This window comes from Citrobacter sp. BIDMC107 (genome assembly GCF_001037575.1).
Taxonomy (GTDB): domain Bacteria; phylum Pseudomonadota; class Gammaproteobacteria; order Enterobacterales; family Enterobacteriaceae; genus Citrobacter; species Citrobacter freundii.
On sequence record NZ_KQ089848.1, the window covers coordinates 4,200,669 to 4,224,671 of the forward strand.

The 24,003-nt window shown below is 53.1% G+C and carries 23 protein-coding genes; 16 read left to right on the forward strand and 7 right to left on the reverse strand.

The window, feature by feature from the left end; translation table 11 throughout:
• Positions 1-83 precede the first annotated feature (83 nt).
• Positions 84-992 (reverse strand): LysR substrate-binding domain-containing protein, encoded by a 909-nt coding sequence (locus tag SK39_RS19465; RefSeq protein ID WP_003840122.1) that lies wholly within the window; start codon positions 990-992, stop codon positions 84-86.
• A 126-nt stretch (positions 993-1,118) separates the two neighbouring features.
• Between SK39_RS19465 and mhbT the strand changes: the two genes are divergently transcribed.
• The 6 genes from mhbT (at position 1,119) to dusC (ending at position 7,104) form a co-directional block, all read left to right on the forward strand.
• Positions 1,119-2,477 (forward strand): 3-hydroxybenzoate transporter MhbT, encoded by a 1,359-nt coding sequence (mhbT, locus tag SK39_RS19470; RefSeq protein ID WP_003845195.1) that lies wholly within the window; start codon positions 1,119-1,121, stop codon positions 2,475-2,477.
• 11 nt (positions 2,478-2,488) lie between these two features.
• Positions 2,489-3,526, forward strand: a complete 1,038-nt coding sequence (gene gtdA / locus SK39_RS19475; protein WP_003840127.1) for a gentisate 1,2-dioxygenase — start codon at positions 2,489-2,491, stop codon at positions 3,524-3,526.
• Positions 3,527-3,541: 15 nt separating this feature from the next.
• Positions 3,542-4,243 carry a fumarylacetoacetate hydrolase family protein gene (locus tag SK39_RS19480; RefSeq protein ID WP_016150651.1) on the forward strand — a complete coding sequence of 234 codons (702 nt, stop codon included), beginning with the start codon at positions 3,542-3,544 and terminating at the stop codon, positions 4,241-4,243.
• A gap of 8 nt (positions 4,244-4,251) precedes the next feature.
• Positions 4,252-4,896: a maleylacetoacetate isomerase gene (gene maiA / locus SK39_RS19485; protein ID WP_032936672.1), complete on the forward strand. Its 645-nt coding sequence runs from the start codon at positions 4,252-4,254 to the stop codon at positions 4,894-4,896.
• A gap of 14 nt (positions 4,897-4,910) precedes the next feature.
• Positions 4,911-6,104, forward strand: a complete 1,194-nt coding sequence (locus SK39_RS19490) for a 3-hydroxybenzoate 6-monooxygenase (protein ID WP_032936673.1) — start codon at positions 4,911-4,913, stop codon at positions 6,102-6,104.
• 61 nt (positions 6,105-6,165) lie between these two features.
• Complete coding sequence (gene dusC / locus SK39_RS19495; protein WP_032936675.1) at positions 6,166-7,104, forward strand: tRNA dihydrouridine(16) synthase DusC; 939 nt, start codon at positions 6,166-6,168, stop codon at positions 7,102-7,104.
• 68 nt (positions 7,105-7,172) lie between these two features.
• Here dusC and yohP read toward each other — a convergent pair whose 3' ends face one another.
• Together yohP and SK39_RS19500 are read right to left on the reverse strand one after the other, a co-directional pair.
• Positions 7,173-7,256, reverse strand: a complete 84-nt coding sequence (gene yohP, locus SK39_RS27900) for a small membrane protein YohP (protein WP_015572324.1) — start codon at positions 7,254-7,256, stop codon at positions 7,173-7,175.
• Positions 7,257-7,326: 70 nt separating this feature from the next.
• On the reverse strand, positions 7,327-8,061 hold the full coding sequence (locus tag SK39_RS19500) for a class I SAM-dependent methyltransferase (protein ID WP_016150648.1): 735 nt from the start codon (positions 8,059-8,061) through the stop codon (positions 7,327-7,329).
• Between the two features lie 169 nt (positions 8,062-8,230).
• Here SK39_RS19500 and mdtQ point away from each other — a divergent pair, with 169 nt between their 5' ends.
• On the forward strand, positions 8,231-9,670 hold the full coding sequence (mdtQ, locus tag SK39_RS19505; RefSeq protein WP_032936676.1) for a multidrug resistance outer membrane protein MdtQ: 1,440 nt from the start codon (positions 8,231-8,233) through the stop codon (positions 9,668-9,670).
• Between the two features lie 37 nt (positions 9,671-9,707).
• Here the strand turns inward: mdtQ and SK39_RS19510 are convergent, their stop codons facing one another.
• Positions 9,708-10,277 carry a DedA family protein gene (locus SK39_RS19510; RefSeq protein WP_032936678.1) on the reverse strand — a complete coding sequence of 190 codons (570 nt, stop codon included), beginning with the start codon at positions 10,275-10,277 and terminating at the stop codon, positions 9,708-9,710.
• A 242-nt stretch (positions 10,278-10,519) separates the two neighbouring features.
• Between SK39_RS19510 and SK39_RS19515 the strand changes: the two genes are divergently transcribed.
• Together SK39_RS19515 and pbpG are read left to right on the forward strand one after the other, a co-directional pair.
• Positions 10,520-11,107: a Yip1 family protein gene (locus SK39_RS19515; RefSeq protein WP_003840142.1), complete on the forward strand. Its 588-nt coding sequence runs from the start codon at positions 10,520-10,522 to the stop codon at positions 11,105-11,107.
• Between the two features lie 180 nt (positions 11,108-11,287).
• Entirely contained in the window at positions 11,288-12,235 is a 948-nt protein-coding gene (pbpG, locus tag SK39_RS19520; protein WP_003027363.1) for a D-alanyl-D-alanine endopeptidase, read from the forward strand.
• 64 nt (positions 12,236-12,299) lie between these two features.
• Here pbpG and dld read toward each other — a convergent pair whose 3' ends face one another.
• Positions 12,300-14,009 (reverse strand): D-lactate dehydrogenase, encoded by a 1,710-nt coding sequence (gene dld / locus SK39_RS19525; protein WP_003840144.1) that lies wholly within the window; start codon positions 14,007-14,009, stop codon positions 12,300-12,302.
• 232 nt (positions 14,010-14,241) lie between these two features.
• Between dld and bglX the strand changes: the two genes are divergently transcribed.
• The 5 genes from bglX to SK39_RS19550 all read left to right on the forward strand — a co-directional run bounded on the left by bglX (position 14,242) and on the right by SK39_RS19550 (position 20,489).
• Positions 14,242-16,539, forward strand: a complete 2,298-nt coding sequence (gene bglX, locus SK39_RS19530; RefSeq protein WP_049015356.1) for a beta-glucosidase BglX — start codon at positions 14,242-14,244, stop codon at positions 16,537-16,539.
• Positions 16,540-16,734: 195 nt separating this feature from the next.
• Positions 16,735-17,652 carry a glycine betaine ABC transporter substrate-binding protein OsmF gene (osmF, locus tag SK39_RS19535; protein WP_003840148.1) on the forward strand — a complete coding sequence of 306 codons (918 nt, stop codon included), beginning with the start codon at positions 16,735-16,737 and terminating at the stop codon, positions 17,650-17,652.
• A gap of 15 nt (positions 17,653-17,667) precedes the next feature.
• Positions 17,668-18,834: an ABC transporter permease gene (locus tag SK39_RS19540; RefSeq protein ID WP_032936680.1), complete on the forward strand. Its 1,167-nt coding sequence runs from the start codon at positions 17,668-17,670 to the stop codon at positions 18,832-18,834.
• A complete protein-coding gene (locus tag SK39_RS19545; protein ID WP_032936681.1) occupies positions 18,827-19,774 on the forward strand; it encodes an ABC transporter ATP-binding protein in 948 nt (315 codons plus the stop codon). Before SK39_RS19540 ends, SK39_RS19545 begins: the two co-directional genes overlap by 8 nt.
• Positions 19,758-20,489, forward strand: a complete 732-nt coding sequence (locus SK39_RS19550) for an ABC transporter permease (protein ID WP_032936682.1) — start codon at positions 19,758-19,760, stop codon at positions 20,487-20,489. Before SK39_RS19545 ends, SK39_RS19550 begins: the two co-directional genes overlap by 17 nt.
• On the opposite strand, the gene SK39_RS26255 is transcribed toward SK39_RS19550, so the two are convergent.
• On the reverse strand, positions 20,470-20,577 hold the full coding sequence (locus SK39_RS26255) for a protein YohO (RefSeq protein WP_003027354.1): 108 nt from the start codon (positions 20,575-20,577) through the stop codon (positions 20,470-20,472). The genes SK39_RS19550 and SK39_RS26255 overlap by 20 nt on opposite strands.
• Before the next feature lie 51 nt (positions 20,578-20,628).
• On the reverse strand, positions 20,629-21,360 hold the full coding sequence (gene mlrA, locus SK39_RS19555) for an HTH-type transcriptional regulator MlrA (protein ID WP_048217329.1): 732 nt from the start codon (positions 21,358-21,360) through the stop codon (positions 20,629-20,631).
• Between the two features lie 225 nt (positions 21,361-21,585).
• Between mlrA and SK39_RS19560 the strand changes: the two genes are divergently transcribed.
• Both SK39_RS19560 and btsR read left to right on the forward strand, forming a co-directional pair.
• On the forward strand, positions 21,586-23,271 hold the full coding sequence (locus SK39_RS19560) for a sensor histidine kinase (RefSeq protein ID WP_003027348.1): 1,686 nt from the start codon (positions 21,586-21,588) through the stop codon (positions 23,269-23,271).
• Positions 23,268-23,987, forward strand: coding sequence for a two-component system response regulator BtsR (gene btsR, locus SK39_RS19565; RefSeq protein ID WP_003840155.1), 720 nt, complete (start codon positions 23,268-23,270; stop codon positions 23,985-23,987). The genes SK39_RS19560 and btsR overlap by 4 nt, the downstream gene beginning before the upstream one ends.
• The last annotated feature ends 16 nt before the right edge of the window (positions 23,988-24,003 follow it).

The window sequence follows — 24,003 nt, forward strand, 5'->3', positions numbered from 1 at the left end:
ACGTGCTACCGATCACATCATGAATTCTAAGCATAGAGGAAATAGATATCTGGAACATCGGGCGATGGCCCTAACTCTCCGCGCTAAGCCTGTGCCAGATAATACAAAAAACGATTCAGGGCGGTAGTAGGTGTTTCGTTGTTGCGCCAGAATACGCCGACGCTGCCTTTTTGTTCAATCTTCGGCAGATTCAGAATAGCCAACTGCCCCTGGGCGGCATACCGTTGTGCCAGACGCAAAGAAAGAATAGAGATCATATCGCTACTTTGCAGCAGGTTGGTACTGACGTTGATCGACGCCGATTCAATGATGTTTTCCGGCAACATGACGCCGTTATCAACCAGCGCGTTATCAATGCTTATCCGGATAGGGGTTCCTGTTGGCCAGACAATCCAGCGCCAGTTCGCCAGATCGTGCCAGGTGAGCAAGGGATATTTTGCCAAGGGATGATCGGGACGGGCGACGAAACAGACCGGCTCGGTATACAGCACCTGGTAATTGAGCGGCAACTGAAGCGCCCGGCCACCGACGCGACCGACGACGACATCCACCGAACCCGCGAGCAGATCGTGCAGCAGCGGGGTCATCACTTTCTCTTCGATATTAAGGTTCAGGGTTGGCAACTCTTTGAGCAAACCCAGTATTGCCAGTGAAACGCAGTCGGTCGCTACGGGTGAGCAGCCAATCTTCAGACTTCCCACCAGGCCGCCTTGCTTAAAACGGGCGATTTCATATTGCGAACGTTCCATATCATTGAGCAGGCGTTGGGCATGCTGCAGTAACAGCTTGCCGCCTTCGGAAGGACGCAAGCCTTTGCTGTGACGTTCAAAGAGGGTGATGCCAATCTCATCTTCGAGCTGTGATAACCATTTTGACAACGCTGGCTGGGTGATATTCATCATCCGTGCGACGTGAGTCAGATTTCCCTGTTCGCCCAGCGCGATAAGCGTTTGCAGGTGTTGCAACTTAAGTTTCTGCGCCCAATTTGCCATTTGCTATAACCTCCAGGTTATGCCTCTGCATGAAAAGCCATTGTACATTTCATCTCCAAACATACAAAGTCGCAACATACCTAAAACAAAACAGACATCTACTCTACCTGCACTGAGGCATTCACTATGACTCATCAACGTGATCTACAAGCACTGATCGATTCCGCTCCCGTCGGTAAGACCCAGTGGCGCGTTATCATTTGCTGTTTTCTGGTCGTCATGCTCGACGGATTTGATACCGCAGCTATTGGCTTTATCGCTCCCGACATTCGTACTCACTGGCAGCTGACTGCCGGCGATCTGGCGCCGTTGTTTGGCGCAGGCCTGTTGGGGCTAACCGCTGGCGCATTGCTCTGCGGCCCATTGTCTGACCGTTTTGGCCGTAAACGGGTGATTGAACTCTGCGTGGCGCTGTTCGGCGCCCTGAGCCTGATTTCGGCTTTTTCTCCCGATCTACAAACGCTGGTTATTTTGCGCTTTCTTACCGGGTTAGGTCTGGGCGGCGCGATGCCAAATACCATCACCATGACGTCAGAGTACCTGCCAGCGCGGCGGCGTGGCGCGCTGGTGACCATGATGTTTTGTGGATTTACCCTGGGGTCGGCGATGGGTGGAATTGTGAGCGCGCAACTGGTGCCGGTTATTGGCTGGCACGGCATTCTGGTGCTGGGAGGCGTTCTACCACTCATGCTGTTTGTGGCTCTGCTGTTTGCGCTACCGGAATCCCCGCGCTGGCAGGTTCGTCGCCAACTGCCGCAAAACGTGATTGCCAGAACCGTTAGCGCCATCACCCGGGAACGTTATGACACTACCCATTTTTATCTCAACGAGGACACAGCGATTGCTAAAGGAAGCATTCGCCAGCTGTTCGTCGGGCGACAGCTGCCCATTACCCTGATGCTATGGGTAGTGTTCTTTATGAGCTTGCTGATTATTTATCTGCTCTCCAGTTGGATGCCAACGCTGTTAAACCATCGTGGAATTGATCTGCAGCATGCCTCATGGGTAACCGCCGCCTTCCAGATTGGAGGAACGCTGGGGGCGCTGGCGCTGGGCATGCTGATGGATAAATACAATCCTTTCCGCGTGCTGGCCGTGAGTTATGCACTGGGCGCAGTGTGCATCGTCATGATTGGCCTGAGCGAGAACGGTCTGTGGTTGATGGCTCTGGCTATTTTTGGCACCGGCATTGGTATCAGCGGTTCTCAGGTTGGTCTAAATGCGTTAACCGCCACGCTATATCCGACACAAAGCCGGGCGACGGGCGTCAGCTGGTCTAATGCGGTGGGGCGCTGCGGCGCGATTGTCGGCTCGCTTTCTGGCGGCGTGATGATGGCGATGAATTTCTCATTCGATAACCTGTTTTTCATTATTGCCGTCCCGGCGGCCATCAGCGCGGTGATGCTTACGCTGCTGACGGTTGTTATCCGCCAGTCGGCCTCTGCCTCAAATACTCTGCCTCGCGCAGGTGTTGTGAATGAATAAGGAGAATCCCTATGTCTGAACTGAATCAGGATGTTAAGAACAGCCGTCAGCAGTTTTACCAGCATATTTCCGGGCAGAATCTGACCCCTCTGTGGGAGTCGCTGCACCGCCTGGTGCCGCCAACCCCGAACGCACATTGCGCGCCTGCGTACTGGAACTATCAGGAGATCCGCCCTCTGCTGTTAGAAAGTGGCGATCTGATTGGCGCGAAAGAGGCGATTCGCCGCGTGCTGGTGCTGGAAAACCCAATGTTGCGCGGACAGTCTTCAATCACCCCAACGCTGTACGCAGGATTGCAGTTAATTATGCCGGGCGAGGTTGCGCCGAGTCACCGCCACAACCAGTCTGCACTGCGCTTTATTGTCGAAGGGAAAGGGGCATTTACCGCCGTGGATGGCGAGCGCACCCAGATGCATGAAGGCGATTTTATTCTGACGCCGCAGTGGCGCTGGCACGATCACGGCAACCCGGGCAGTGAACCGGTGGTGTGGCTGGACGGTCTGGATTTGCCGCTGGTGAACCTGCTGGGCTGCGGCTTTGCGGAAGACTACCCGGAAGATCAGCAGCCGGTCACGCGCCAGGAAGGGGATTACTTACCGCGCTACGCGGCCAATATGTTGCCGCTGCGTCATCAGAAGGGTAACTCATCGCCGATTTTTAACTATCGCTACGATCGCAGCCGTGAAGCGCTACATGACCTGACCCGTATGGGCGACGCCGATGAGTGGGACGGTTACAAGATGCGTTACGTCAACCCGGTAACCGGCGGTTATCCCATGCCTTCGATGGGAACCTTCCTGCAACTGTTGCCGCAGGGCTTTTCCTCACGAATGGCGCGTACCACTGACAGCACTATCTATCACGTGGTGGAAGGAAGTGGGCAGGTCACCATCGGTAACGAGACCTTCAACTTTTCGCCAAAAGATATTTTTGTGGTGCCGACCTGGCACGGCGTGTCGTTCCAGACCCACGAAGATACCGTCTTATTCAGTTTTTCGGACAGACCGGTTCAGGAAGCGCTGGGGCTGTTCCGTGAAGCACGCTATTAATTTGGGAGAGAGAAAATGACGCAATATGTATTCGAACCACAAGCGCCTGTTACCGTTCCGGTGGTTGGTAGTGATGAACAATTTCCCGTACGCCGCGTTTATTGTGTGGGCCGTAACTATGCCGCTCATGCGCGTGAAATGGGCTTTGATCCGGATCGCGAACCCCCGTTCTTCTTCTGTAAACCTGCTGATGCGATAGTCCCGGTGGCAGCTGGTCAGATCCTTGAACTGCCGTACCCATCGCAGACCGATAACTATCACTATGAGATAGAGCTGGTGGTGGCGATTGGTAAAAAGGGCAGCGATATTCCGCTGGAAAAAGCGCACGAATATATCTGGGGCTATGCCACCGGTCTGGATATGACCCGCCGTGACCGGCAGATGGAGATGCGTCAGATGGGGCGTCCATGGGAAATCGGCAAAGCGTTTGATCTCTCCGCGCCCATCGCGCCGTTGCATAAAGCCAGCGAAAGTGTGGATGTTAACCATGCGCCAATCTGGTTGCAGGTCAACGGCGACGATCACCAGCGTAGCGATATTCGCCACCTCATCTGGTCTGTGAATGAAACCATCAGCTATCTGTCAGGCTTTTTCGAACTGCAGCCAGGCGATCTGATCTACACCGGTACACCCGAAGGCGTAGGGGCGGTAGTGAAAGGGGATGTGATCACCGGAAACGTAGACGGTTTAACCCCCATCGCCGTGAAGATTGTCTGAGGTGGATAATGAAGCTGTACAGTTTCTTTAATAGCTCCGCGTCATATCGTGTACGCATTGCGCTGGCGCTGAAGGGGCTCGATTACCAGACGGTGGGCGTCAATATTCGCATTGGTCAGCAGAACGAACTGGCCTACCGGCGAATGAATGCGGTGGGACTGGTGCCGACGCTGGTGACCGATGACGGAGAATCACTCGGGCAGTCTCTGGCGATAACCGACTGGCTGGATGGCCACTTTCCACAGTCGCCGCTGCTGCCCGCCGATTTCCCGGCGCGTAGTAAGGTGCTGGAAATCGTTTATGCCATCGCCTGCGATATTCACCCTGTAAACAATCTACGGGTGCTGCGCTACCTGAGCGAAGAGCTAAAGGTCAGTGAAGAAGATAAAAAACGCTGGTATGCCCACTGGATCCAGCAAGGGTTAAGCGCGGTGGAACAGATGTTGCGCCAGAGTCACTCGGGGACGTTTTGCGTGGGGGACGCACCGACGCTGGCGGATTGCTGTCTGATCCCGCAGTGGGCAAACGCGTTGCGGATGGGTTGCGATCTGAGCGGATATCCACGCTGTAAGGCGGTATATGATGCCTGTACCCAGCTTCCGGCGTTTATCGCCGCCGCGCCCGAGAATCAACAAGACAAAATTCCAGCCTGATAAGGAGAACGACAATGGCTAAAGTGACACGCGCAATTATCGTGGGTGGCGGGATTGGCGGCGCGGCGACCGCGCTATCGCTGGCCCGTCAGGGCATTAAAGTGATGTTGCTGGAGAAAGCGCACGAAATTGGTGAAATTGGCGCGGGTATTCAGCTCGGGCCGAATGCATTCTCTGCTCTGGACAGCCTTGGCGTGGGGGAAGTTGCCCGTCAACGCGCCGTTTTTACCGACCACATCACGATGATGGATGCGGTAAATGCGAAAGAGGTAGTACGGATAGAAACCGGGCAGGCGTTCCGCGATCACTTTGGCGGTCCTTATGCGGTTATCCATCGGGTTGATATTCACGCCAGCGTTTGGGAAGCGGCACTGGTGCATCCTAACGTTGAGTATCGCACTTCAACTAACGTGGTTGATATTCGCCAGACAGAGAATGACGTGACGGTATTTGACGAGCACGGCAACAGCTGGACGGCAGATATTCTGGTGGGCTGTGACGGTGTAAAATCGGTTGTTCGTCAGTCTCTGATTGGCGATGCTCCGCGGGTTACCGGGCACGTGGTCTATCGCGCCGTGATTGATTGCGATGATATGCCGGAAGATTTGCGCATTAACGCGCCGGTATTGTGGGCCGGACCGCATTGTCATCTGGTGCACTATCCACTGCGCGGCGGCAAACAATACAACCTGGTGGTGACCTTCCACAGTCGTCAGCAGGAAGAGTGGGGGGTGAAGGATGGTAGCAAAGAGGAAGTGCTCTCCTATTTTGCGGGTATTCATCCACGCCCTCGTCAGATGCTGGATAAACCGACGTCATGGCGGCGCTGGTCAACCGCCGATCGTGAGCCGGTAGAGAAATGGGGAACCGACCGCATCACGCTGGTGGGAGATGCCGCGCACCCGGTGGCGCAATATATGGCGCAAGGAGCCTGTATGGCGCTGGAAGATGCTGTCACGCTAGGTAAAGCGTTACAGCAGTGTGACGGCGATGCGGCTGATGCCTTCGCGCTGTATGAGTCGGTGCGTATTCCGCGTACCGCACGCATCGTCTGGTCAACCCGCGAAATGGGACGCGTCTACCATGCCGCAGGCGTCGAGCGTCAGGTGCGTAATCTGTTGTGGAAAGACAAGTCGCTGGCGGAATTTTATCGCGGTATGGAGTGGTTATACGGCTGGAAAGAAGATAACTGCCTGCTGCCACGCTGAGCCTCTTTAATCTCCCGAACGGAGGCGCTACCATAGCGCCTCTTTTTTTGCGGGTGACGATATGCGTGTTTTACTGGCGCCGATGGAAGGCGTGCTCGACTCACTGGTGCGCGAGCTGCTGACTGAAGTGAATGATTACGATCTGTGCATCACCGAGTTTGTGCGCGTGGTGGATCAGCTCCTGCCGGCAAAAGTATTTCATCGACTCTGCCCGGAACTGCTTAACAACAGCCGGACGCCATCCGGCACGTTGGTTCGCATTCAGCTGTTGGGGCAGTACCCGCAGTGGCTGGCGGAGAATGCGGCGCGTGCGGTAGAACTGGGATCGTACGGTGTCGATCTGAACTGTGGTTGTCCGTCGAAGCTGGTGAATGGCAGCGGCGGTGGCGCAACGTTACTGAAAGATCCTGAGCTTATCTACCGGGGCGCAAAAGCTATGCGCGAGGCGGTCCCGGCTCATCTCCCGGTGACGGTGAAAGTGCGTCTGGGCTGGGATAACAGCGATCGGCAGTTTGAAATTGCCGATGCCGTGCAGCAGGCTGGCGCCAGCGAACTGGCGGTGCATGGTCGAACCAAGGAACAGGGCTATAAGGCAGAACATATTAACTGGCAGGCGATTGGCGAGATCCGCCAGCGACTGACTATTCCGGTTATCGCGAATGGCGAAATCTGGGACTGGCAGAGCGCCCAGGATTGTATGGCCATCAGCGGATGCGATGCGGTGATGATCGGACGTGGCGCATTAAATATTCCAAACCTGAGCCGCGTGGTGAAATACAACGAACCGCGTATGCCGTGGCCTGATGTCGTGACGCTGTTGCAAAAATATACCCGTCTTGAAAAGCAGGGGGACACCGGGCTGTATCATGTAGCGCGGATTAAGCAGTGGTTAGGGTATCTGCGAAAAGAATATTCAGAGGCAACCGCGCTGTTTCAGGAAATTCGTGCGTTAAACAATTCGCCGGATATCGCGCGTGCGATTCAGGCTATTACCCTTTGAACACAGCTGATGCGCCAGACCGGATTAAATGCTAATGCCTTATCCGGGCTGGCTGATAGGCAGCAATATCAAAAAATCATCTTAAACACGCCTGTTACCACCAACAGTCCAATCAGAAAAATAATCAGAATAACCCACAGCAGAATTTTCATTAACTTTCCTTTTTTTGGTAAGTTCAGATTGAGTATAGGAAAGTATTAATCATTCTGCCTGGAGGCGCTGTTATGCTGGTTTACGTGCGCTGAGCAGAAACACCATCGGCCGCTCTTTTTCTTCATCTAACGCTGGGTTTTCAGCAATCTGTTGCGCGGAAGGTCCCCATTCATCGACACAAACGATGTCGAATCCGGCCCCAATCAGCGCATTAATCCAGGTCGCCAGCTTACGGTGCTGTTTTTTGACGCCCTCAGCAAACCAGTTACTGATGCGCTCACCTTCCTGCTGATAATGATTAATCGGCCAGGAGAGTTGCCCGGTTTTATCTTTGATCCAGCCCTGGTTAAGCGGTGCGGTATAAATTGGATGCTCAGCAGAGAAAACCAACATGCCTCCCGGTGTTAATGACTGGTAAATGGTTACGAATAATCGTTCTATATCGTGCAAATAGTGCAGGGCAAGCGAGCTATAAACCAGATCAAAGGAATTTGGGGGCAAGGTAAGCGTTTCGAGATCTTCACGCTGATAAACGATGCCATTACCCTGCGTCATACTGTGCGCCTGAGTTAACATTTTTTGTGAAATATCCAGTCCCACTACACTGGCAGCCTGATTATCGCGTGCGTAGCGGCAAAACCAGCCATATCCACAGCCCAAATCAAGAATGTTTTTGCCTTGAAGAGAGGGGAGCATCGCTTGTATTGTCGGCCATTCTGGCGCGCCGTCGAGCCCCTTTACTGAACGATCCAGCGTGGCATATCCGGCAAAGAACTCAGGATCGTCATAGATATTCTGTGACATAAAATCTCCATCCATTAATTATTAAAACTATTTAATCTATATTATTCGCGAGGTGTATATTTTTCTGATTTTATATTTTTATTGCCAAAGATGTATTGCCACGCGTAACTAAAAAAGCAAAAGCGACAAGTCGTAATCTCTGCACATCTTTTCTTACCTGTATATCTCCATGAATCGTAATTCTGTGTTTATCACCACGGCATTGTTGCCGCTTTTTGTTCTGATGGCAGGCTGTGCGCCTATGCATGATGACCGCCAGTCTCTGTCACAGCAGACCCCTGCTGCGAATGTCGATACCACATTGCCTGCCGCGTTAAAAAATGGCTGGCCGGACAGCCAGTGGTGGAGGGCATATCACGACCCACAACTTAATGCGTTGATTGACAGCACGTTGCGAAATTCTCCTGATATGCAGGTAGCGGAACAGCGGATTCAACTGGCGGAGGCGCAGGCTAAGGCTGTGGAAGCACAGGATGGTCCGGAGATCGACTTCTCCGCAGACGTTGAGCGTCAGAGAATGTCAGCTGAGGGGCTGATGGGACCGTTTGCCATTACCGATCCGGCCGCCGGAACAACAGGACCGTGGTACACCAATGGAACCTTTGGTTTAACCGCTGGCTGGAATCTGGATCTGTGGGGTAAAAATCGGGCTGAAGTGACGGCGCGTATTGGGGCCGTTAAGGCACGTGAGGCTGAGCGCGAGCAAACCCGGCAGCTGCTGGCGAGCGGTGTCTCCCGCCTTTACTGGGAATGGCAGACGCAGGCGGCGCTGAAAACCGTACTGACGCAAATCGAAAACGAGCAGCAAAATGTGATAACCGTCGATCGTCAGCTGTATCAAAACGGTCTAACCTCTTCAGTGGAAGGCGTTGAAACTGATATTGATTCCAGCAAAACAGAGCAGCAGTTGAATGATGTTAGCGGTAAAATGAAGGTGATTGAAGCACGGCTGAGCGCGCTGACCAATGCCCAGTCCACTGCCCTGAAGCTCCATTCGACCCCACTGCCCGCGGTCGAAAGCCAGCTCCCGTCACAATTGGGTTACTCGCTACTGGCCCGCCGCCCGGATTTACAGGCGGCGCACTGGTACATTGAATCATCGCTGAGCAGCATTGATGCGGCGAAAGCGGCGTTTTATCCCGATGTGAATCTGATGGCATTTTTACAACAGGATGCGTTACATCTGAGTGACCTGTTCCGCCATTCCGCGCAGCAAATGGGCGTAACCGCCGGGCTGACACTGCCTATCTTTGACAGCGGCAGGCTGAACGCGAATCTCGATATTACGAAAGCGCAAAGCAATCTGACGGTGGCGAATTACAACAAAGCGGTGGTGGATGCGGTGAATGACGTGGCACGTGCTGCATCGCAGGTAGAAACATTAGCGCAGAAAAATCAGCATCAGCAGCAGATTGAACATGACGCTCAGCGCGTAGTGGGGCTGGCTCAGGCACGCTTTAATGCGGGTATTATTGCGGGCTCCAGGGTCAGCGAGGCAAAGATCCCGGCATTACGTGAGCAGTGCAACGGTCTGCTTTTGCAAGGCCAATGGCTGGATGCCTCAATTCAGTTGACCAGTGCGCTGGGCGGCGGTTATCACGCGTCCTGATTAATCGGCCCGACGGTGTTCCGCTGTCGGGCCATCTTCATTGCGCTTTACGCGTGCTTCGCCGTTTCATCCACCAGCGGACGCCCGCGACAATCCCGATAACCAGCACCAGCCAGATGCCATGCTTGATATGCTGGTCAAGGCTGTGCAGCCACGGCGCTATCACTTCACCACCGATGTAGCCCAGAGTCGTAAATAACGATGCCCAGACAAACGCGCCAAGAATATTTAGCGGTAAAAAGATCTTCGGCGGCAGGTGACTGGCGCCAATCAGTAAGGGACCAATAACGCGAAAGCCGTACATAAAGCGCGTACCGACCACAAACAGGTAAGGACGTCGCTGGATCATCTTCTGTGCGTAATCAATTTTCGTCTGGTGGCGCGAGAAACGCTGCAAAATTTTGCCGCCAAAACGACGTCCGAGTAAATAAAGCAACTGATCGCCAATCATCCCGCCCAGCGCGACCGAGAGTATCACCAGGGGAAATTTCAGGACGCCCTGATGCGCCGCAACGCCGCCTAACAGGGTAATGGTTTCGCCTTCCGCCAGACTGCCGATGATTAACGCAGCATAGCCGTATTGCGCAACATAATGATTTATATCCATACGATTGTATGACCTCCACTGCTAATAGCATACACCCTATGATTATTTGATGCCGGAAAAGCCGCGTAGTAGCGCTTAAGGTCGCTCAGCTCTCCAATGCCTGATGGCGCTTCGCCTATCATGCCTACGCCTGAACAAACTTTTTACCCGGCGCTTCGGTATTTTTTCTGTGTACATAAAATAATCAAAAGCTGAATTATACTTGAAGTGTTGAGGTCCGGAGCTGACAACAAGGGGGCGGTATGAACCATGTCTGGGGGCTGTTTTCCCATCCCGATCGTGAAATGCACGTGATCAACAGCGAAAACGAAAGCGTTTCGCATCACTATACTCACCATGTACTGCTGATGGCGGCAATCCCGGTGGTTTGCGCGTTTATCGGTACTACACAAATCGGCTGGAATTTTGGCGATGGCAATATCCTGAAGCTATCTCTGTTGACCGGATTTGCGATGGCAATTCTGTTTTACGGGGTGATGCTGGCGGGCGTCGCCGTTATGGGGCGGGTTATCTGGTGGATGGCGCGTAATTACCCGCAGCGCCCGTCGCTGGCGCATTGTATGGTTTTTGCAGGATATGTCGCGACGCCGCTGTTTTTAAGCGGACTGGTCGCACTTTATCCGCTGGTCTGGCTGTGCGCATTGGTGGGGACCATCGCGTTGTTTTACACCGGCTATTTACTTTATCTCGGCATACCGACATTCCTGAATATCACACGCGAGGAAGGGTTAAGTTTTTCCAGTTCGACGCTGGCGATCGGTGTGCTGGTGCTGGAAGTTCTACTGGCTATTACGGTAATCCTGTGGGGTTACGGCTACCGATTATTCTGACGGGTAAACCTGTCTGCGCTGCGTTGTTGACGTAAAAGTCAGCAACGCAGCATTTCGAGACGATTCTCCTGTGGCGGCAAACCTGCCGGATCGCTATGATGCCTGAGCTAGCTTGAGATAATACTTAGTCTCTGGCGGTGTGCGTTGTGACGTGCGTGAACCATTATCAGAAATCTCATCATGCTGAAATTCCGAGTTTCATTATTAAGCCTTGCCCTGGTGCTGGCCGTTCCTTTTGCACCCCAAGCCGTGGCGAAAACGGCAACTACCGCAGCGGCTTCTCAACCTGAGATAGCGTCCGGTAGCGCGATGATTGTTGATCTGAATACCAACAAAGTTATCTATTCGAACCACCCGGACCTTGTGCGGCCGATTGCGTCGATTACCAAATTAATGACCGCGATGGTGGTGCTTGATGCACGACTGCCGTTGGATGAGAAACTGAAAGTTGATATCAGTCAGACACCGGAAATGAAAGGCATCTACTCTCGTGTGCGACTGAACAGTGAAATTAGCCGTAAAGACATGCTACTGCTGGCGCTGATGTCGTCAGAAAACCGTGCGGCAGCCAGTCTGGCGCACCATTACCCTGGCGGTTATAACGCGTTTATTAAAGCCATGAATGCCAAAGCGAAAGCGCTCGGCATGACTCAGACACGCTTTGTGGAACCAACCGGCTTATCGATTCATAACGTCTCGACAGCTCGTGATTTAACCAAGCTGCTGATCGCCAGCAAGCAGTATCCGCTGATTGGCCAGTTAAGCACTACGCGTGAAGATATGGCGACCTTTGCCAACCCGGCTTATACGCTGCCATTCCGCAACACCAACCATCTGGTATATCGCGATAACTGGAATATTCAGTTAACTAAAACCGGATTTACCAATGCGGCAGGCCACTGTCTGGTGATGCGCACGGTGATTAACAATAAACCGGTGGCGCTGGTGGTGATGGATGCGTTCGGTAAATATACCCACTTTGCCGATGCCAGCCGTTTACGCACCTGGATTGAAACCGGCAAGGTGATGCCGGTTCCGGCAGCAGCGCTGAGCTACAAAAAGCAAAAAGCGGCGCAGATGGCGGCGGCAGGTTCAGCTACGGGTGAGCAAACCGCGCAGAACGATTAAACCGTAGGCCGGGCAAGCGAAGCGCCCCCGGCAACGTGCCCGATGGCGCTTACGCTTATCGGGCCTACGATTCTTTCCAGAACTTTTGCTTACTCGTTTTACCAATACCCGGATTCATACTGTTGGTGGGGTCATTCTCGCGGTAAAAACGGGTTAATGTTTCCGGTGCTTTATACAGATGTCCGACGTTATGCTCTGCCGGATACTGTGCTCCGCGCTCGTGCAGAAGCTCCAGCATCTGCTCTTTTAGCGCATGTGCATCCACGCCTTTTTTCACGATGTAATCCTGATGGAATACATAGCACATAAAGTGACCGTAATAGAGCTTATGCACCAGTTGACTGTCGATTTCTGGCGGCAGATGCTCATACCATTCGGTGTCGTTACGACGCAGCGCGATATCCAGCGCCAGAATATCTTCTACTTCATCAGCATGTACGGCCTGATAACGAATCGCCGCGCCAGCCGCCGCAAAGCGATGCAAAAACGCCTTGCTGCCTTCTTCTGGGGTGCAGGCAAAGAAGTCGCCTTCAGCGGTTTTGAAATATTCGCTGAGCCAGTTTTGTGCTTCAGCCACGCCGCCACCGGCCATTTTTAACAGCAGGTGATGCTCGTACTTATCGCGCCAGCTTTTCATGCGTGACGGTAAGTGGCTGGGGAACAAATGACCAAATTTCTGCATTGCCCGGTCGGTGAAATGCGGACGGAAAATTTTCACTTTTTCCAGCATCGCATCGGTGCGACCTTTCAGGGTGAAAAAGAACGGCATTTTGTCGGTGCCGAGCTTGTCGATCATCAGAAACGTATCTTTGCCATATTGCTCGGCGATGTCGTAAATATCGCGGTGCATATATTCACCAGCAACCGGCAGGTGCTCGAATTTTGCCAGAATATGACGGCGGATTTCCGTCAGCACTTCAGGCTGATTGGTACCGATGTAAAAGACCTGCTGATTTTTTTCGGCTTCGAAGGTGTCCAGACGCACGGCGAAAACCGCGAGCTTACCTGCACAACCGGATGATTCAAACAAGCGATCCGGGTCGGCGTTATAGCGGGCGGGCGTGTCCGCCTCAATATCTCTGACGCGGGTGACATAGTCGTGATCGTGCGCGTGTCGCCCGTCGTGGCGGACATCGTCATCTTTAATCCGCTCGTCATCAAGTTTGCTCAGGATCTGTTCCGGGGTCTGGCCCAGCTCGATACCCAGATGGTTGACCAACTGCAATTTACCTTGTTCGTCAATACGCGCAAACAGCGACATCTCGGTATATGCCGGGCCGCGCTGTACCAGCGAGCCGCCGGAGTTGTTGCAAATGCCGCCAATTACCGAAGCGCCAATACAGGATGACCCGATCACAGAATGTGGCTCACGGCCAAACGGTTTGAGCGCCTTTTCCAGCGAATACAATGTTGTACCGGGATAAGCCAGCACTTGTTCGCCTTTGCCGATGACGTGCAGTTTATCCAGGCGCAGGGTGCTGATAATGACAATTTCGCGGTCGTAATCATTTCCGCTCGGCGTAGAGCCTTCGGTCAGGCCGGTATTGGCGGCCTGCATCAGGATAATTTTATCAGCGGCGACGCAAGCATTGAGAACGCGCCACAGCTCTAAAAGCGAGCCGGGGAACACAACGGCGAGCGCTTCGCCCTGGCCGGAGCGGAATCCCTTGCGATAGCGGGCCGTTTTAGCAGGTTCAGTGAGCAGGTGAGAATGACCAACCAGACGGGTCAGTTCATTCAGGAAAGCTTTATTATCTGTTGTAATGGAAGACATTCTCCACTCCTTGTGGTGGGACTCAATATCAGGAACAAGCATAGCGCTTTGTATGACAATACGCTTTCTCATTCATATTGTCTCTGGTTCGTCTTCTAATGATTTGCGCTAGTTTTGAAAATTAGGAGAATAACCTTAGCTTTCTTTATTGCTCCCGTTTAGTCTTACGGCAAACTGCGGTTTTTGTTATATTTTCGCTGCCTCGTCGGGAAAAAATAAAGAGAGAATCAACATGAAATGGCTATGTTCTGTAGGTGTCGCGGTGAGTCTGGCGTTGCAACCAGCGCAGGCGGACACGCTGTTTGGTAACCATCCTCTGACGCCAGAAGCGCGGGATGCATTCGTTACCGATTTACTTAAACAGATGACCGTGGATGAGAAAATTGGGCAACTACGCTTGATAAGCGTCGGGCCTGATAACCCGAAAGAAGCCATCCGCGAGATGATCAAAGATGGGCAGGTTGGGGCAATTTTTAACACCGTCACGCGCCAGGATATCCGCAAAATGCAGGATCAGGTGATGGAACTCAGCCGCCTGAAAATTCCTCTCTTTTTTGCCTACGACGTATTGCACGGCCAACGTACCGTGTTCCCGATAAGTCTCGGCCTGGCATCCTCTTTTAATCTCGATGCGGTCAGAACCGTTGGCCGTATTTCCGCGTATGAAGCCGCCGATGATGGTCTGAATATGACCTGGGCGCCAATGGTCGATGTCTCTCGCGATCCGCGTTGGGGCCGTGCTTCAGAAGGTTTTGGTGAAGACACGTATTTAACGGCTACGATGGGTAAAACCATGGTAGAAGCGATGCAGGGTAAAAGCCCGGCGGATCGCTATTCGGTGATGACCAGCGTCAAGCACTTCGCTGCTTATGGCGCGGTTGAAGGTGGCAAGGAATATAACACCGTCGATATGAGCCCACAGCGTCTGTTCAACGACTATATGCCGCCGTATAAAGCCGGGCTGGACGCTGGTAGCGGTGCGGTAATGGTAGGACTTAATTCGCTAAACGGTACGCCTGCAACCTCAGATGCATGGCTGCTCAAAGACGTGCTGCGTGATGAATGGGGCTTTAAGGGTATTACCGTTTCCGATCACGGCGCGATTAAGGAACTGATTAAGCACGGTACTGCCTCCGATCCTGAAGATGCGGTGCGTGTGGCGATCAAGTCCGGCATTAATATGAGTATGAGCGATGAGTATTACAGCAAATATCTTCCGGGCTTGATTAAATCCGGCAAAGTGACGATGGCGGAGCTGGATGACGCCGCGCGCCACGTGCTGAACGTGAAATATGATATGGGGCTGTTTAACGACCCGTACAGTCATCTGGGGGCCAAAGAATCTGACCCACAGGACACCAACGCGGAAAGCCGTTTGCACCGTAAAGAGGCGCGTGAAGTAGCGCGAGAAAGCCTGGTGCTGCTGAAAAACCGTCTGGAAACGTTGCCGCTGAAAAAATCCGCCACCGTGGCAGTCGTCGGTCCGTTGGCCGACAGCAAGCGTGATGTGATGGGCAGTTGGTCCGCTGCCGGTGTTGCCGATCAGTCGGTAACGGTACTGACGGGGATTAAAAATGCCGTCGGCGATCAGGGCAAAGTGCTGTACGCCAAAGGGGCGAATATCACCAACGACAAAGGCATTGTCGATTTCCTCAATCTGTATGAAGAGGCGGTGAAGGTTGACCCGCGCTCGCCGCAGGCGATGATCGATGAAGCCGTGAACGCAGCGAAGCAGTCTGACGTGGTGGTTGCGGTAGTCGGCGAAGCGCAAGGTATGGCGCATGAAGCTTCCAGCCGCACCGATATCACTATTCCACAGAGTCAGCGTGACCTGATTGCCGCGCTGAAAGCCACCGGTAAACCTCTGGTTCTGGTACTGATGAACGGACGTCCGCTGGCGTTGGTTAAAGAAGATCAACAGGCCGATGCGATCCTCGAAACCTGGTTTGCCGGGACGGAAGGCGGTAACGCCATCGCCGATGTGCTTTTTGGTGATTACAACCCGTCAGGCAAGCTGCCGATGTCTTTCCCGCGCTCTGTCGGACAGATTCCGGTCTATTACAGCCATCTCAATACCGGTCGTCCGTATAACGCAGATAAGCCGAACAAGTACACGTCGCGCTACTTTGATGAAGCGAATGGTCCGTTGTATCCCTTTGGTTATGGCCTGAGCTACACCACGTTCACGGTTTCTGATGTGAAGCTCTCTTCTCCAACGATGAAGCGTGACGGGACCGTGACGGCCAGCGTGCAGGTGACCAACACCGGCAAGCGCGAAGGTGCGACGGTGATTCAGATGTATTTGCAGGACGTGACCGCTTCCATGAGTCGTCCGGTAAAACAGCTGAAAGGTTTTGAGAAAGTGAATCTTAAGCCGGGTGAAACCCAGACCGTCAGCTTCCCGATTGACATTGACGCGCTGAAGTTCTGGAATCAGCGTATGCAATACGATGCAGAACCTGGCAAATTTAACGTTTTCATCGGCGTGGATTCCGCCAGAGTGAAGCAGGGCGAATTTGAACTGCTGTAATTGATTAGCGAGTAAAGGCCGGGTTTCCGGCCTTTATCTTTAGACGTACGCGCCGCGTCTGCTTCTTATTTCTCATCACGTTATTGCTAACGAATCCCTCTCTTACTGCCCAATTGCCAGGTTAAGCCCTGATTTTTCGACTATGCTTTTTCCTCAAGTCTCTGAAAAGGGCCGCAAAAGGATGAGGAGTACAGCATGATAATCTCAAAAGTATCGGTGGGTTCGCTGGCGCTGTTAGCTGCGATAAGCCTACCCTTACAGGCCGCGTCACCCGTCACGGTCGGTTCAAAAATAGATACCGAAGGGGCGCTGCTCGGCAACATTATTTTGCAGGTGCTCGAAAGCCATGGCGTGAAAACCGTCAATAAAATACAGCTTGGTACCACCCCAGTGGTGCGTGGGGCAATCACCTCCGGTGAGCTGGATATTTATCCGGAATATACCGGTAATGGCGCATTCTTTTTTAAAGATGAAAATGATCCCGCGTGGAAAAATGCGCAGGCTGGATTCGACAAAGTGAAAAAGCTGGATGCAGAGCAAAATAAGCTGGTCTGGCTAACCCCTGCACCCGCCAACAACACCTGGACTATTGCAGTACGCCAGGATGTCGCGCAAAAGAACAAACTTGAGTCCCTTGCTGATTTAGGCCGTTACCTGAAGGACGGAGGAACGTTCAAACTTGCCGCCTCTGCGGAATTCATCGAACGGGCTGACGCGCTGCCAGCGTTTGAAAAAGCCTATGATTTCAAACTGAATCAAAATCAGCTGTTGTCGCTGGCTGGGGGGGATACCGCGGTAACGATTAAAGCGGCGGCGCAGCAGACTTCTGGAGTCAATGCGGCGATGGCTTATGGCACCGATGGCCCGGTTGCGGCGCTCGGTCTGCAAACTTTAAGCGACCCAAAAGGTGTCCAGCCCATTTATGCGCCAGCACCCGTCGTACGTGAATCTGTGCTGAAAGACTATCCGCAAATGGGAGAGTGGCTACAGCCGGTTTTTGCCAGCCTGGATGAAAAAACGTTGCAACAACTGAATGCCAGCATTGCCGTGGAGGGGCTGGATGCGAAAAAAGTCGCAGCAGATTACCTGAAGCAAAAAGGATGGGTGAAGTAACGGCGTTTGCAGCGGGTGGGTGTTTTGTCGAATATTTCAGTTAATCGGGTGCTGTTGCTGCTGGTGCTTCTTACTTTCGCGGCGGCAGCGCTGCCTTTCATTAGCTATGCCCCTAATCGTCTGGTGTCCGGCGAAGGTCGTCAACTCTGGGATATCAGCTCCGACATGGCATGGGGATTGGCGGTGGCCTGTTTGCTGCTATGTCTTCTGAGCGTTGTACCGGGAAAGCCCGGCAATATATTGGCGCTTATCGTTTGCCAACTGTTGGTGATCGCCGCGCTGGTAACCGCAGGTACAACGGCAACGTATCTGGCGAAGACAGGGAGTCCGCTGGCCAGAACTAGTCTGGGCAGTGGATTCTGGTTGGGCGTGGGGCTGATGCTGCTGGCCGCCAGTGACGCTATTCGTCGCATCACCGCTCAGGCACTGTGGCGTTGGGCGCTGCATGCTCAAATATTCATTGTGCCGCTGGTGCTTTTGTTCTCCGGCACGTTTAACGATCTTTCTCTGCTTAAAGAATATGCCAACCGCCAGGATGTCTTCAACGACGCGCTGGCGCAACATTTGACGATTCTGTTTGCTACCGTGGTGCCCGCGCTGCTTATTGGTGTGCCACTGGGCATCTGGTGTGCTTTCTCTGTCACCCGTCAGGGGCCGGTATTTGCGGCACTGAATATCATCCAAACCATTCCTTCAGTCGCGCTGTTTGGCCTGTTAATTGCGCCACTTGCCGGGTTGGTGAAGCACTTTCCTTTATTGGGCAAGTTCGGCGTCGCGGGAACTGGTATGACGCCTGCGCTTATTGCGTTGGTGCTGTATGCGTTGTTACCGCTTGTACGTGGCGTTGTGGCTGGGTTGAATCAGGTACCGCGGGATGTACTGGAAAGCGCTCGAGCGATGGGAATGAACACTTTCCAGCGATTTGTCTCGGTGCAGTTCCCGCTGGCATTGCCGGTCTTCTTACGCAGTTTACGGGTAGTGATGGTGCAAACCATGGGAATGGCGGTGATTGCTGCGCTGATTGGAGCAGGGGGATTTGGCGCGCTGGTCTTTCAGGGATTGCTCAGTAGCGCCGTCGATTTAGTGCTGTTGGGCGTGATCCCAGTCGTTGTGCTGGCAGTGTTGATTGATGCGCTGTTTGATTTAGGTCTCGCGCTGCTAAAGGTATCGAATAATGATTGAATTTCGCCACGTCAGTAAAACCTATGGTCAGCAAAAAGCCGTTGATGACCTTAACCTGCAGTTAGGGGAGGGCAGCTTTTCGGTGCTAATCGGCACGTCAGGTTCGGGGAAGTCCACCACGCTAAAGATGATCAATCGGCTGGTTGAACACGACAGCGGGCAGATCCGCTTTGCCGGAGAAGAAATTCGTAGCCTGCCGGTGCTGGAGCTACGACGGCGCATGGGGTACGCGATTCAGTCTATTGGCTTGTTTCCCCACTGGACCGTCGCGCAGAACATCGCCACCGTACCGCAACTGCAAAAGTGGTCGCGCCCACGTATTGATGACCGAACAGATGAACTGATGGCTCTGCTGGGCCTTGAGGCGAGTTTGCGCCACCGTTATCCGCATCAGCTTTCCGGCGGACAGCAGCAGCGGGTCGGGGTTGCGCGTGCGTTGGCGGCGGATCCGCAGGTGCTATTGATGGATGAGCCTTTTGGCGCGCTGGACCCGGTCACTCGTGGTGCGCTGCAGCAGGAGATGACGCGTATTCACCGTCTGCTCGGGCGTACCATTGTGCTGGTGACGCATGATATCGACGAGGCGCTAAGGCTGGCGGAGCATCTGGTGCTGATGGATGCAGGAAAGGTCGTGCAGCAAGGCACGCCGCTGTCGATGCTCACCGCGCCAGCGAATGATTTCGTACAAACCTTTTTTGGCCGCAGTGAACTGGGCGTACGGCTGTTGTCGCTGCGTACGGTAGGCGATTTTATTCGTCGCGGAGAACACTCAGACGGCGAGCCGCTGGTGGATGAGATGACGCTTCGTGATGCGTTATCGGTGTTCGTGGCGCGCGGTTGCGACGTTTTACCTGTCGTGACGCTGCAGGGGGTACCCTGCGGAACGCTCCATTTTCGCGATTTGCTTTCGGAGATGCCGACCCGTGAAACGTCTTGCTGATCCACTGCTGTGGCTTGTTACGTTGTTTCTGATCCTGTTGGTTGGATTGCCTCACAGTCAGACCCTGTTTAGTTCGCTGTTTCCTGAGCTGCCACGTCCCGTGTATCAGCAGGAAAGTTTTACGGCGCTGGCTTTGAGCCATTTTACACTGGTGGGGATCTCAAGCCTTATCGCCGTATTGATTGGCGTTGGGGCGGGAATTGCGGTAACCCGGCCCTGGGGCGCGGAATTCAGGCCGATAGTGGAAACGATTGCCGCCGTGGGGCAGACCTTTCCGCCAGTTGCAGTGTTGGCGATCGCCGTACCAGTGATGGGGTTTGGTCCTGAACCGGCAATTATTGCGCTGATCCTGTATGGGGTATTACCGATCTTGCAGGCAACCCTGGCGGGACTTGGCGGCATTTCTTCCAGCGTGATGGATATCGCCAGTGGAATGGGCATGAGTCAGGGGCAGCGGCTGCGTAAAGTAGAGTTACCGCTGGCGGCCCCGGTTATTCTGGCCGGGATTCGCACGTCGGTGATTATTAATATAGGCACTGCAACCATCGCCTCAACCGTTGGAGCGAACACGCTGGGTACGCCGATTATTATCGGGCTGAGTGGGTTCAATACCGCCTATGTGATTCAGGGGGCGCTGTTGGTCGCGCTGGCAGCGGTAATTGTTGACCGCGGTTTTGAGAAATTAGCGAGACATCTTACCCGGCACGTAAAATAAAGGTATAACCTGCCAGCATGACACCGCCGATACCGCCGATGGCCATCAGCAGGAAGAGGGTAATGACACCGATTTTAGCTGCGCTCATTATGCACTCCTTATGTGAATCCAAGGATTGTACACGTTTGTTAATAGAATATTAAATACCGAGTGGATAAATATCGTGACCTAACGCGCGCCATTCATTCAGCTGTTGTTGCTGAGCGGGCGTTTGGTTCTCGCCGCACCAGACAAGCAAGGTGCGACCTTCAAACAGCTCCGGTCGCAGTTGGTTCAGCGAATGAGCAAGGACGTCAATGCGCCCCCCCTGCTGGCTGGCGACCCAACCTTCCAGCCATAAGCGGGTCGTATCCTGAATGTTCCAGCCAACCACCAGAGCATCTTTGCCCTGTTTCTTGCGTGCTGAGGCAAGACAAATCGCGATGTAGTTGATCAGTACGCCGTCGAGGATCCCCAGTAACGCCTGGAGGATCGGCTGCTGACATTGCAGACGTCGGCGTAACGGAATGAATAAATGGGTGTTGAGCGTTTGTGCGGGATAATCCTGACCACGCTCTTTGATCCACAGTCTGAGGCTATGCAGATTATTACTTTGCAAATAGTTCAACAGCGTCTCTTGTTGTTCACGCCAACCGTTATGCACATCAATGCTCTCATTGCTGAGCAACATTTTAACCTTGCTGACCTGGACACCGTTGTTGATCCAGCGTTTTATCTCACGGATCCGATCGATATCCGCGTCGTTAAACAGGCGATGTCCGCCGTCTGTCCGTTGCGGTTTCAGTAATCCGTAACGCCTCTGCCACGCGCGTAAAGTGACAGGGTTGATATCACAAAGCAAAGCCACTTCACCTATTGTGTAAAGCGCCATCGTCGTCTCACTTATGCTTGCGAGGTCCCAGTTTTACTTTAGACGCTCTTTTGCGAACCAGGTAGTTTTGCCTGTTTTTTGATCAATAAATGGGTGGGTTTGTAGTCATGATCGCGCTTTCGAGTGATCGTTCTCACAAATTCCTTTTTTTTTGCAACACTTCAAAGAAAGTTACGCGCAGCCCATGTATGTTACGCGCTTTTAAGAGATGTGTGGTTGGCGGGTATGTACGAGTTTAATCTGGTGTTGCTGCTGCTTCAGCAGATGTGCGTGTTTCTCGTTATCGCGTGGCTCATGAGCAAAACGCGTTTGTTTATTCCGCTGATGCAGGTGACTATCCGGCTGCCGCACAAACTGCTTTGCTACGTTACCTTTTCCATTTTCTGCATTTTGGGCACCTATTTCGGGCTGCACATTGATGACTCCATTGCGAATACTCGCGCTATTGGTGCGGTAATGGGCGGGCTGCTTGGCGGCCCTGTGGTTGGCGGCTTAGTCGGTCTGACCGGTGGTTTACATCGTTATTCAATGGGCGGAATGACGGCGCTTAGCTGCATGATCTCGACCATTGTGGAAGGGTTGCTCGGCGGACTGGTGCACAGCGTGCTCACCCGTCGTGGTCGTACCGATAAAGTATTCAGCCCGCTGACGGCGGGCGCCATTACCTTTGTTGCTGAACTGGTGCAGATGTTGATCATCTTATTGATCGCCAGGCCGTTTGATGATGCCTACCGACTGGTCAGCAATATTGCCGCGCCTATGATGGTGACCAATACCGTCGGTGCCGCCTTATTTATGCGTATTTTGCTCGATAAACGGGCGATGTTTGAAAAATATACCTCCGCTTTTTCCGCCACCGCGCTCAAAGTTGCCGCTTCAACGGAAGGGATTTTGCGCCAGGGGTTCAACGAGGTTAACAGCATGAAGGTTGCTCAGGTGCTGTATGAAGAGCTGGATATCGGTGCGGTGGCGATTACCGATCGTGAGAAACTGCTGGCATTTACCGGTATTGGTGACGACCATCATCTGCCGGGCAAACCTATCTCTTCCTCGTACACCCAGCGGGCGATTGAAACCGGAGAGGTGGTTTATGCCGACGGCAATGAAGTCCCTTATCGCTGCTCTTTGCATCCGCAATGCAAATTAGGTTCGACGCTGGTGATCCCCTTGCGGGGTGAAAACCAGCGGGTGATGGGGACCATCAAACTGTATGAAGCCAAAAACCGTCTCTTTAGCTCAATCAACCGCACGCTGGGGGAAGGGATCGCCCAACTGCTTTCGGCGCAGATTCTGGCCGGACAGTATGAGCGGCAAAAAGCGATGCTCACGCAGTCGGAAATAAAACTCCTGCACGCCCAGGTCAATCCCCATTTTCTGTTTAATGCGCTCAACACCATCAAAGCTGTGATCCGACGTGATAGCGAGCAGGCCAGCCAACTGGTGCAGTATCTGTCGACGTTCTTTCGTAAAAATTTAAAACGCCCGTCGGAAATTGTGACGCTGGCCGATGAAATTGAACACGTTAATGCTTATCTGCAAATTGAAAAGGCACGGTTCCAATCGCGTCTTCAGGTGACCTTGACGGTGCCAGAAGAACTTTCGCATCAGCAATTACCCGCTTTTACTCTGCAACCCATCGTGGAGAATGCTATCAAACACGGTACTTCTCAGTTATTAGATACCGGTGAAGTATCGATTACCGCCCGTCGAGAAGGGCAATATCTGATGCTGGATATCGAAGACAATGCCGGGCTGTATCAGCCAACATCAGAAGCCAGTGGACTGGGTATGAATCTGGTCGATAAACGACTGCGCGAGCGGTTTGGCGATGATTTTGGCATTAGCGTAGCGTGTGAACCTGACCGCTTTACCCGAATCACTTTACGACTTCCTCTGGAGGAACTGGCATGATCAAAGTGCTAATTGTCGATGACGAACCGTTAGCCCGGGAGAATCTGCGGATCCTGTTGCAGGAGCAAAGCGACATCGAGATTGTCGGCGAATGTTCGAATGCGGTGGAAGCCATTGGCGCGGTACATAAATTGCGTCCGGATGTTCTGTTCCTTGATATTCAGATGCCGCGAATCAGCGGCCTGGAAATGGTTGGCATGCTTGATCCCGAGCATCGTCCGTACATTGTTTTTCTGACCGCCTTTGATGAGTATGCGGTGAAAGCCTTTGAAGAACATGCGTTTGATTATCTGCTCAAGCCGATCGAAGAAGCTCGGCTGGAAAAAACGCTGATCCGTTTGCGTCAGGAGCGCACGAAGCAGGATGTATCACTCCTGCCAGAAAATCAGCAGGCGCTGAAGTTTATTCCGTGCAGCGGTCACAGCCGAATTTATTTGTTGCAAATGGATGACGTGGCGTTTATCAGCAGCCGTATGAGTGGCGTATATGTGACCAGCAGTGATGGTAAAGAAGGCTTCACTGAGTTGACGCTCAGGACGCTGGAGAGCCGTACTCCTCTGCTGCGTTGTCATAGACAATATCTGGTAAATATGGCGCAATTGCAGGAGATCCGTCTGGAAGACAACGGCCAGGCGGAACTGATTTTGCGTAACGGGCTGACTGTTCCGGTGAGTCGTCGTTATCTTAAAAGTCTAAAAGAGGCGATTGGACTGTAAAACTGATACACTGCGC

Coding starts and splice junctions, on each gene's coding strand:
- SK39_RS19465 (WP_003840122.1), bottom strand. CDS start 992: ATGGCAAATTGGGCGCAGAAACTTAAGTTGCAACACCTGCAAACGCTT.
- mhbT (WP_003845195.1), top strand. CDS start 1,119: ATGACTCATCAACGTGATCTACAAGCACTGATCGATTCCGCTCCCGTC.
- gtdA (WP_003840127.1), top strand. CDS start 2,489: ATGTCTGAACTGAATCAGGATGTTAAGAACAGCCGTCAGCAGTTTTAC.
- SK39_RS19480 (WP_016150651.1), top strand. CDS start 3,542: ATGACGCAATATGTATTCGAACCACAAGCGCCTGTTACCGTTCCGGTG.
- maiA (WP_032936672.1), top strand. CDS start 4,252: ATGAAGCTGTACAGTTTCTTTAATAGCTCCGCGTCATATCGTGTACGC.
- SK39_RS19490 (WP_032936673.1), top strand. CDS start 4,911: ATGGCTAAAGTGACACGCGCAATTATCGTGGGTGGCGGGATTGGCGGC.
- dusC (WP_032936675.1), top strand. CDS start 6,166: ATGCGTGTTTTACTGGCGCCGATGGAAGGCGTGCTCGACTCACTGGTG.
- yohP (WP_015572324.1), bottom strand. CDS start 7,256: ATGAAAATTCTGCTGTGGGTTATTCTGATTATTTTTCTGATTGGACTG.
- SK39_RS19500 (WP_016150648.1), bottom strand. CDS start 8,061: ATGTCACAGAATATCTATGACGATCCTGAGTTCTTTGCCGGATATGCC.
- mdtQ (WP_032936676.1), top strand. CDS start 8,231: ATGAATCGTAATTCTGTGTTTATCACCACGGCATTGTTGCCGCTTTTT.
- SK39_RS19510 (WP_032936678.1), bottom strand. CDS start 10,277: ATGGATATAAATCATTATGTTGCGCAATACGGCTATGCTGCGTTAATC.
- SK39_RS19515 (WP_003840142.1), top strand. CDS start 10,520: ATGAACCATGTCTGGGGGCTGTTTTCCCATCCCGATCGTGAAATGCAC.
- pbpG (WP_003027363.1), top strand. CDS start 11,288: ATGCTGAAATTCCGAGTTTCATTATTAAGCCTTGCCCTGGTGCTGGCC.
- dld (WP_003840144.1), bottom strand. CDS start 14,009: ATGTCTTCCATTACAACAGATAATAAAGCTTTCCTGAATGAACTGACC.
- bglX (WP_049015356.1), top strand. CDS start 14,242: ATGAAATGGCTATGTTCTGTAGGTGTCGCGGTGAGTCTGGCGTTGCAA.
- osmF (WP_003840148.1), top strand. CDS start 16,735: ATGATAATCTCAAAAGTATCGGTGGGTTCGCTGGCGCTGTTAGCTGCG.
- SK39_RS19545 (WP_032936681.1), top strand. CDS start 18,827: ATGATTGAATTTCGCCACGTCAGTAAAACCTATGGTCAGCAAAAAGCC.
- SK39_RS26255 (WP_003027354.1), bottom strand. CDS start 20,577: ATGAGCGCAGCTAAAATCGGTGTCATTACCCTCTTCCTGCTGATGGCC.
- mlrA (WP_048217329.1), bottom strand. CDS start 21,360: ATGGCGCTTTACACAATAGGTGAAGTGGCTTTGCTTTGTGATATCAAC.
- SK39_RS19560 (WP_003027348.1), top strand. CDS start 21,586: ATGTACGAGTTTAATCTGGTGTTGCTGCTGCTTCAGCAGATGTGCGTG.
- btsR (WP_003840155.1), top strand. CDS start 23,268: ATGATCAAAGTGCTAATTGTCGATGACGAACCGTTAGCCCGGGAGAAT.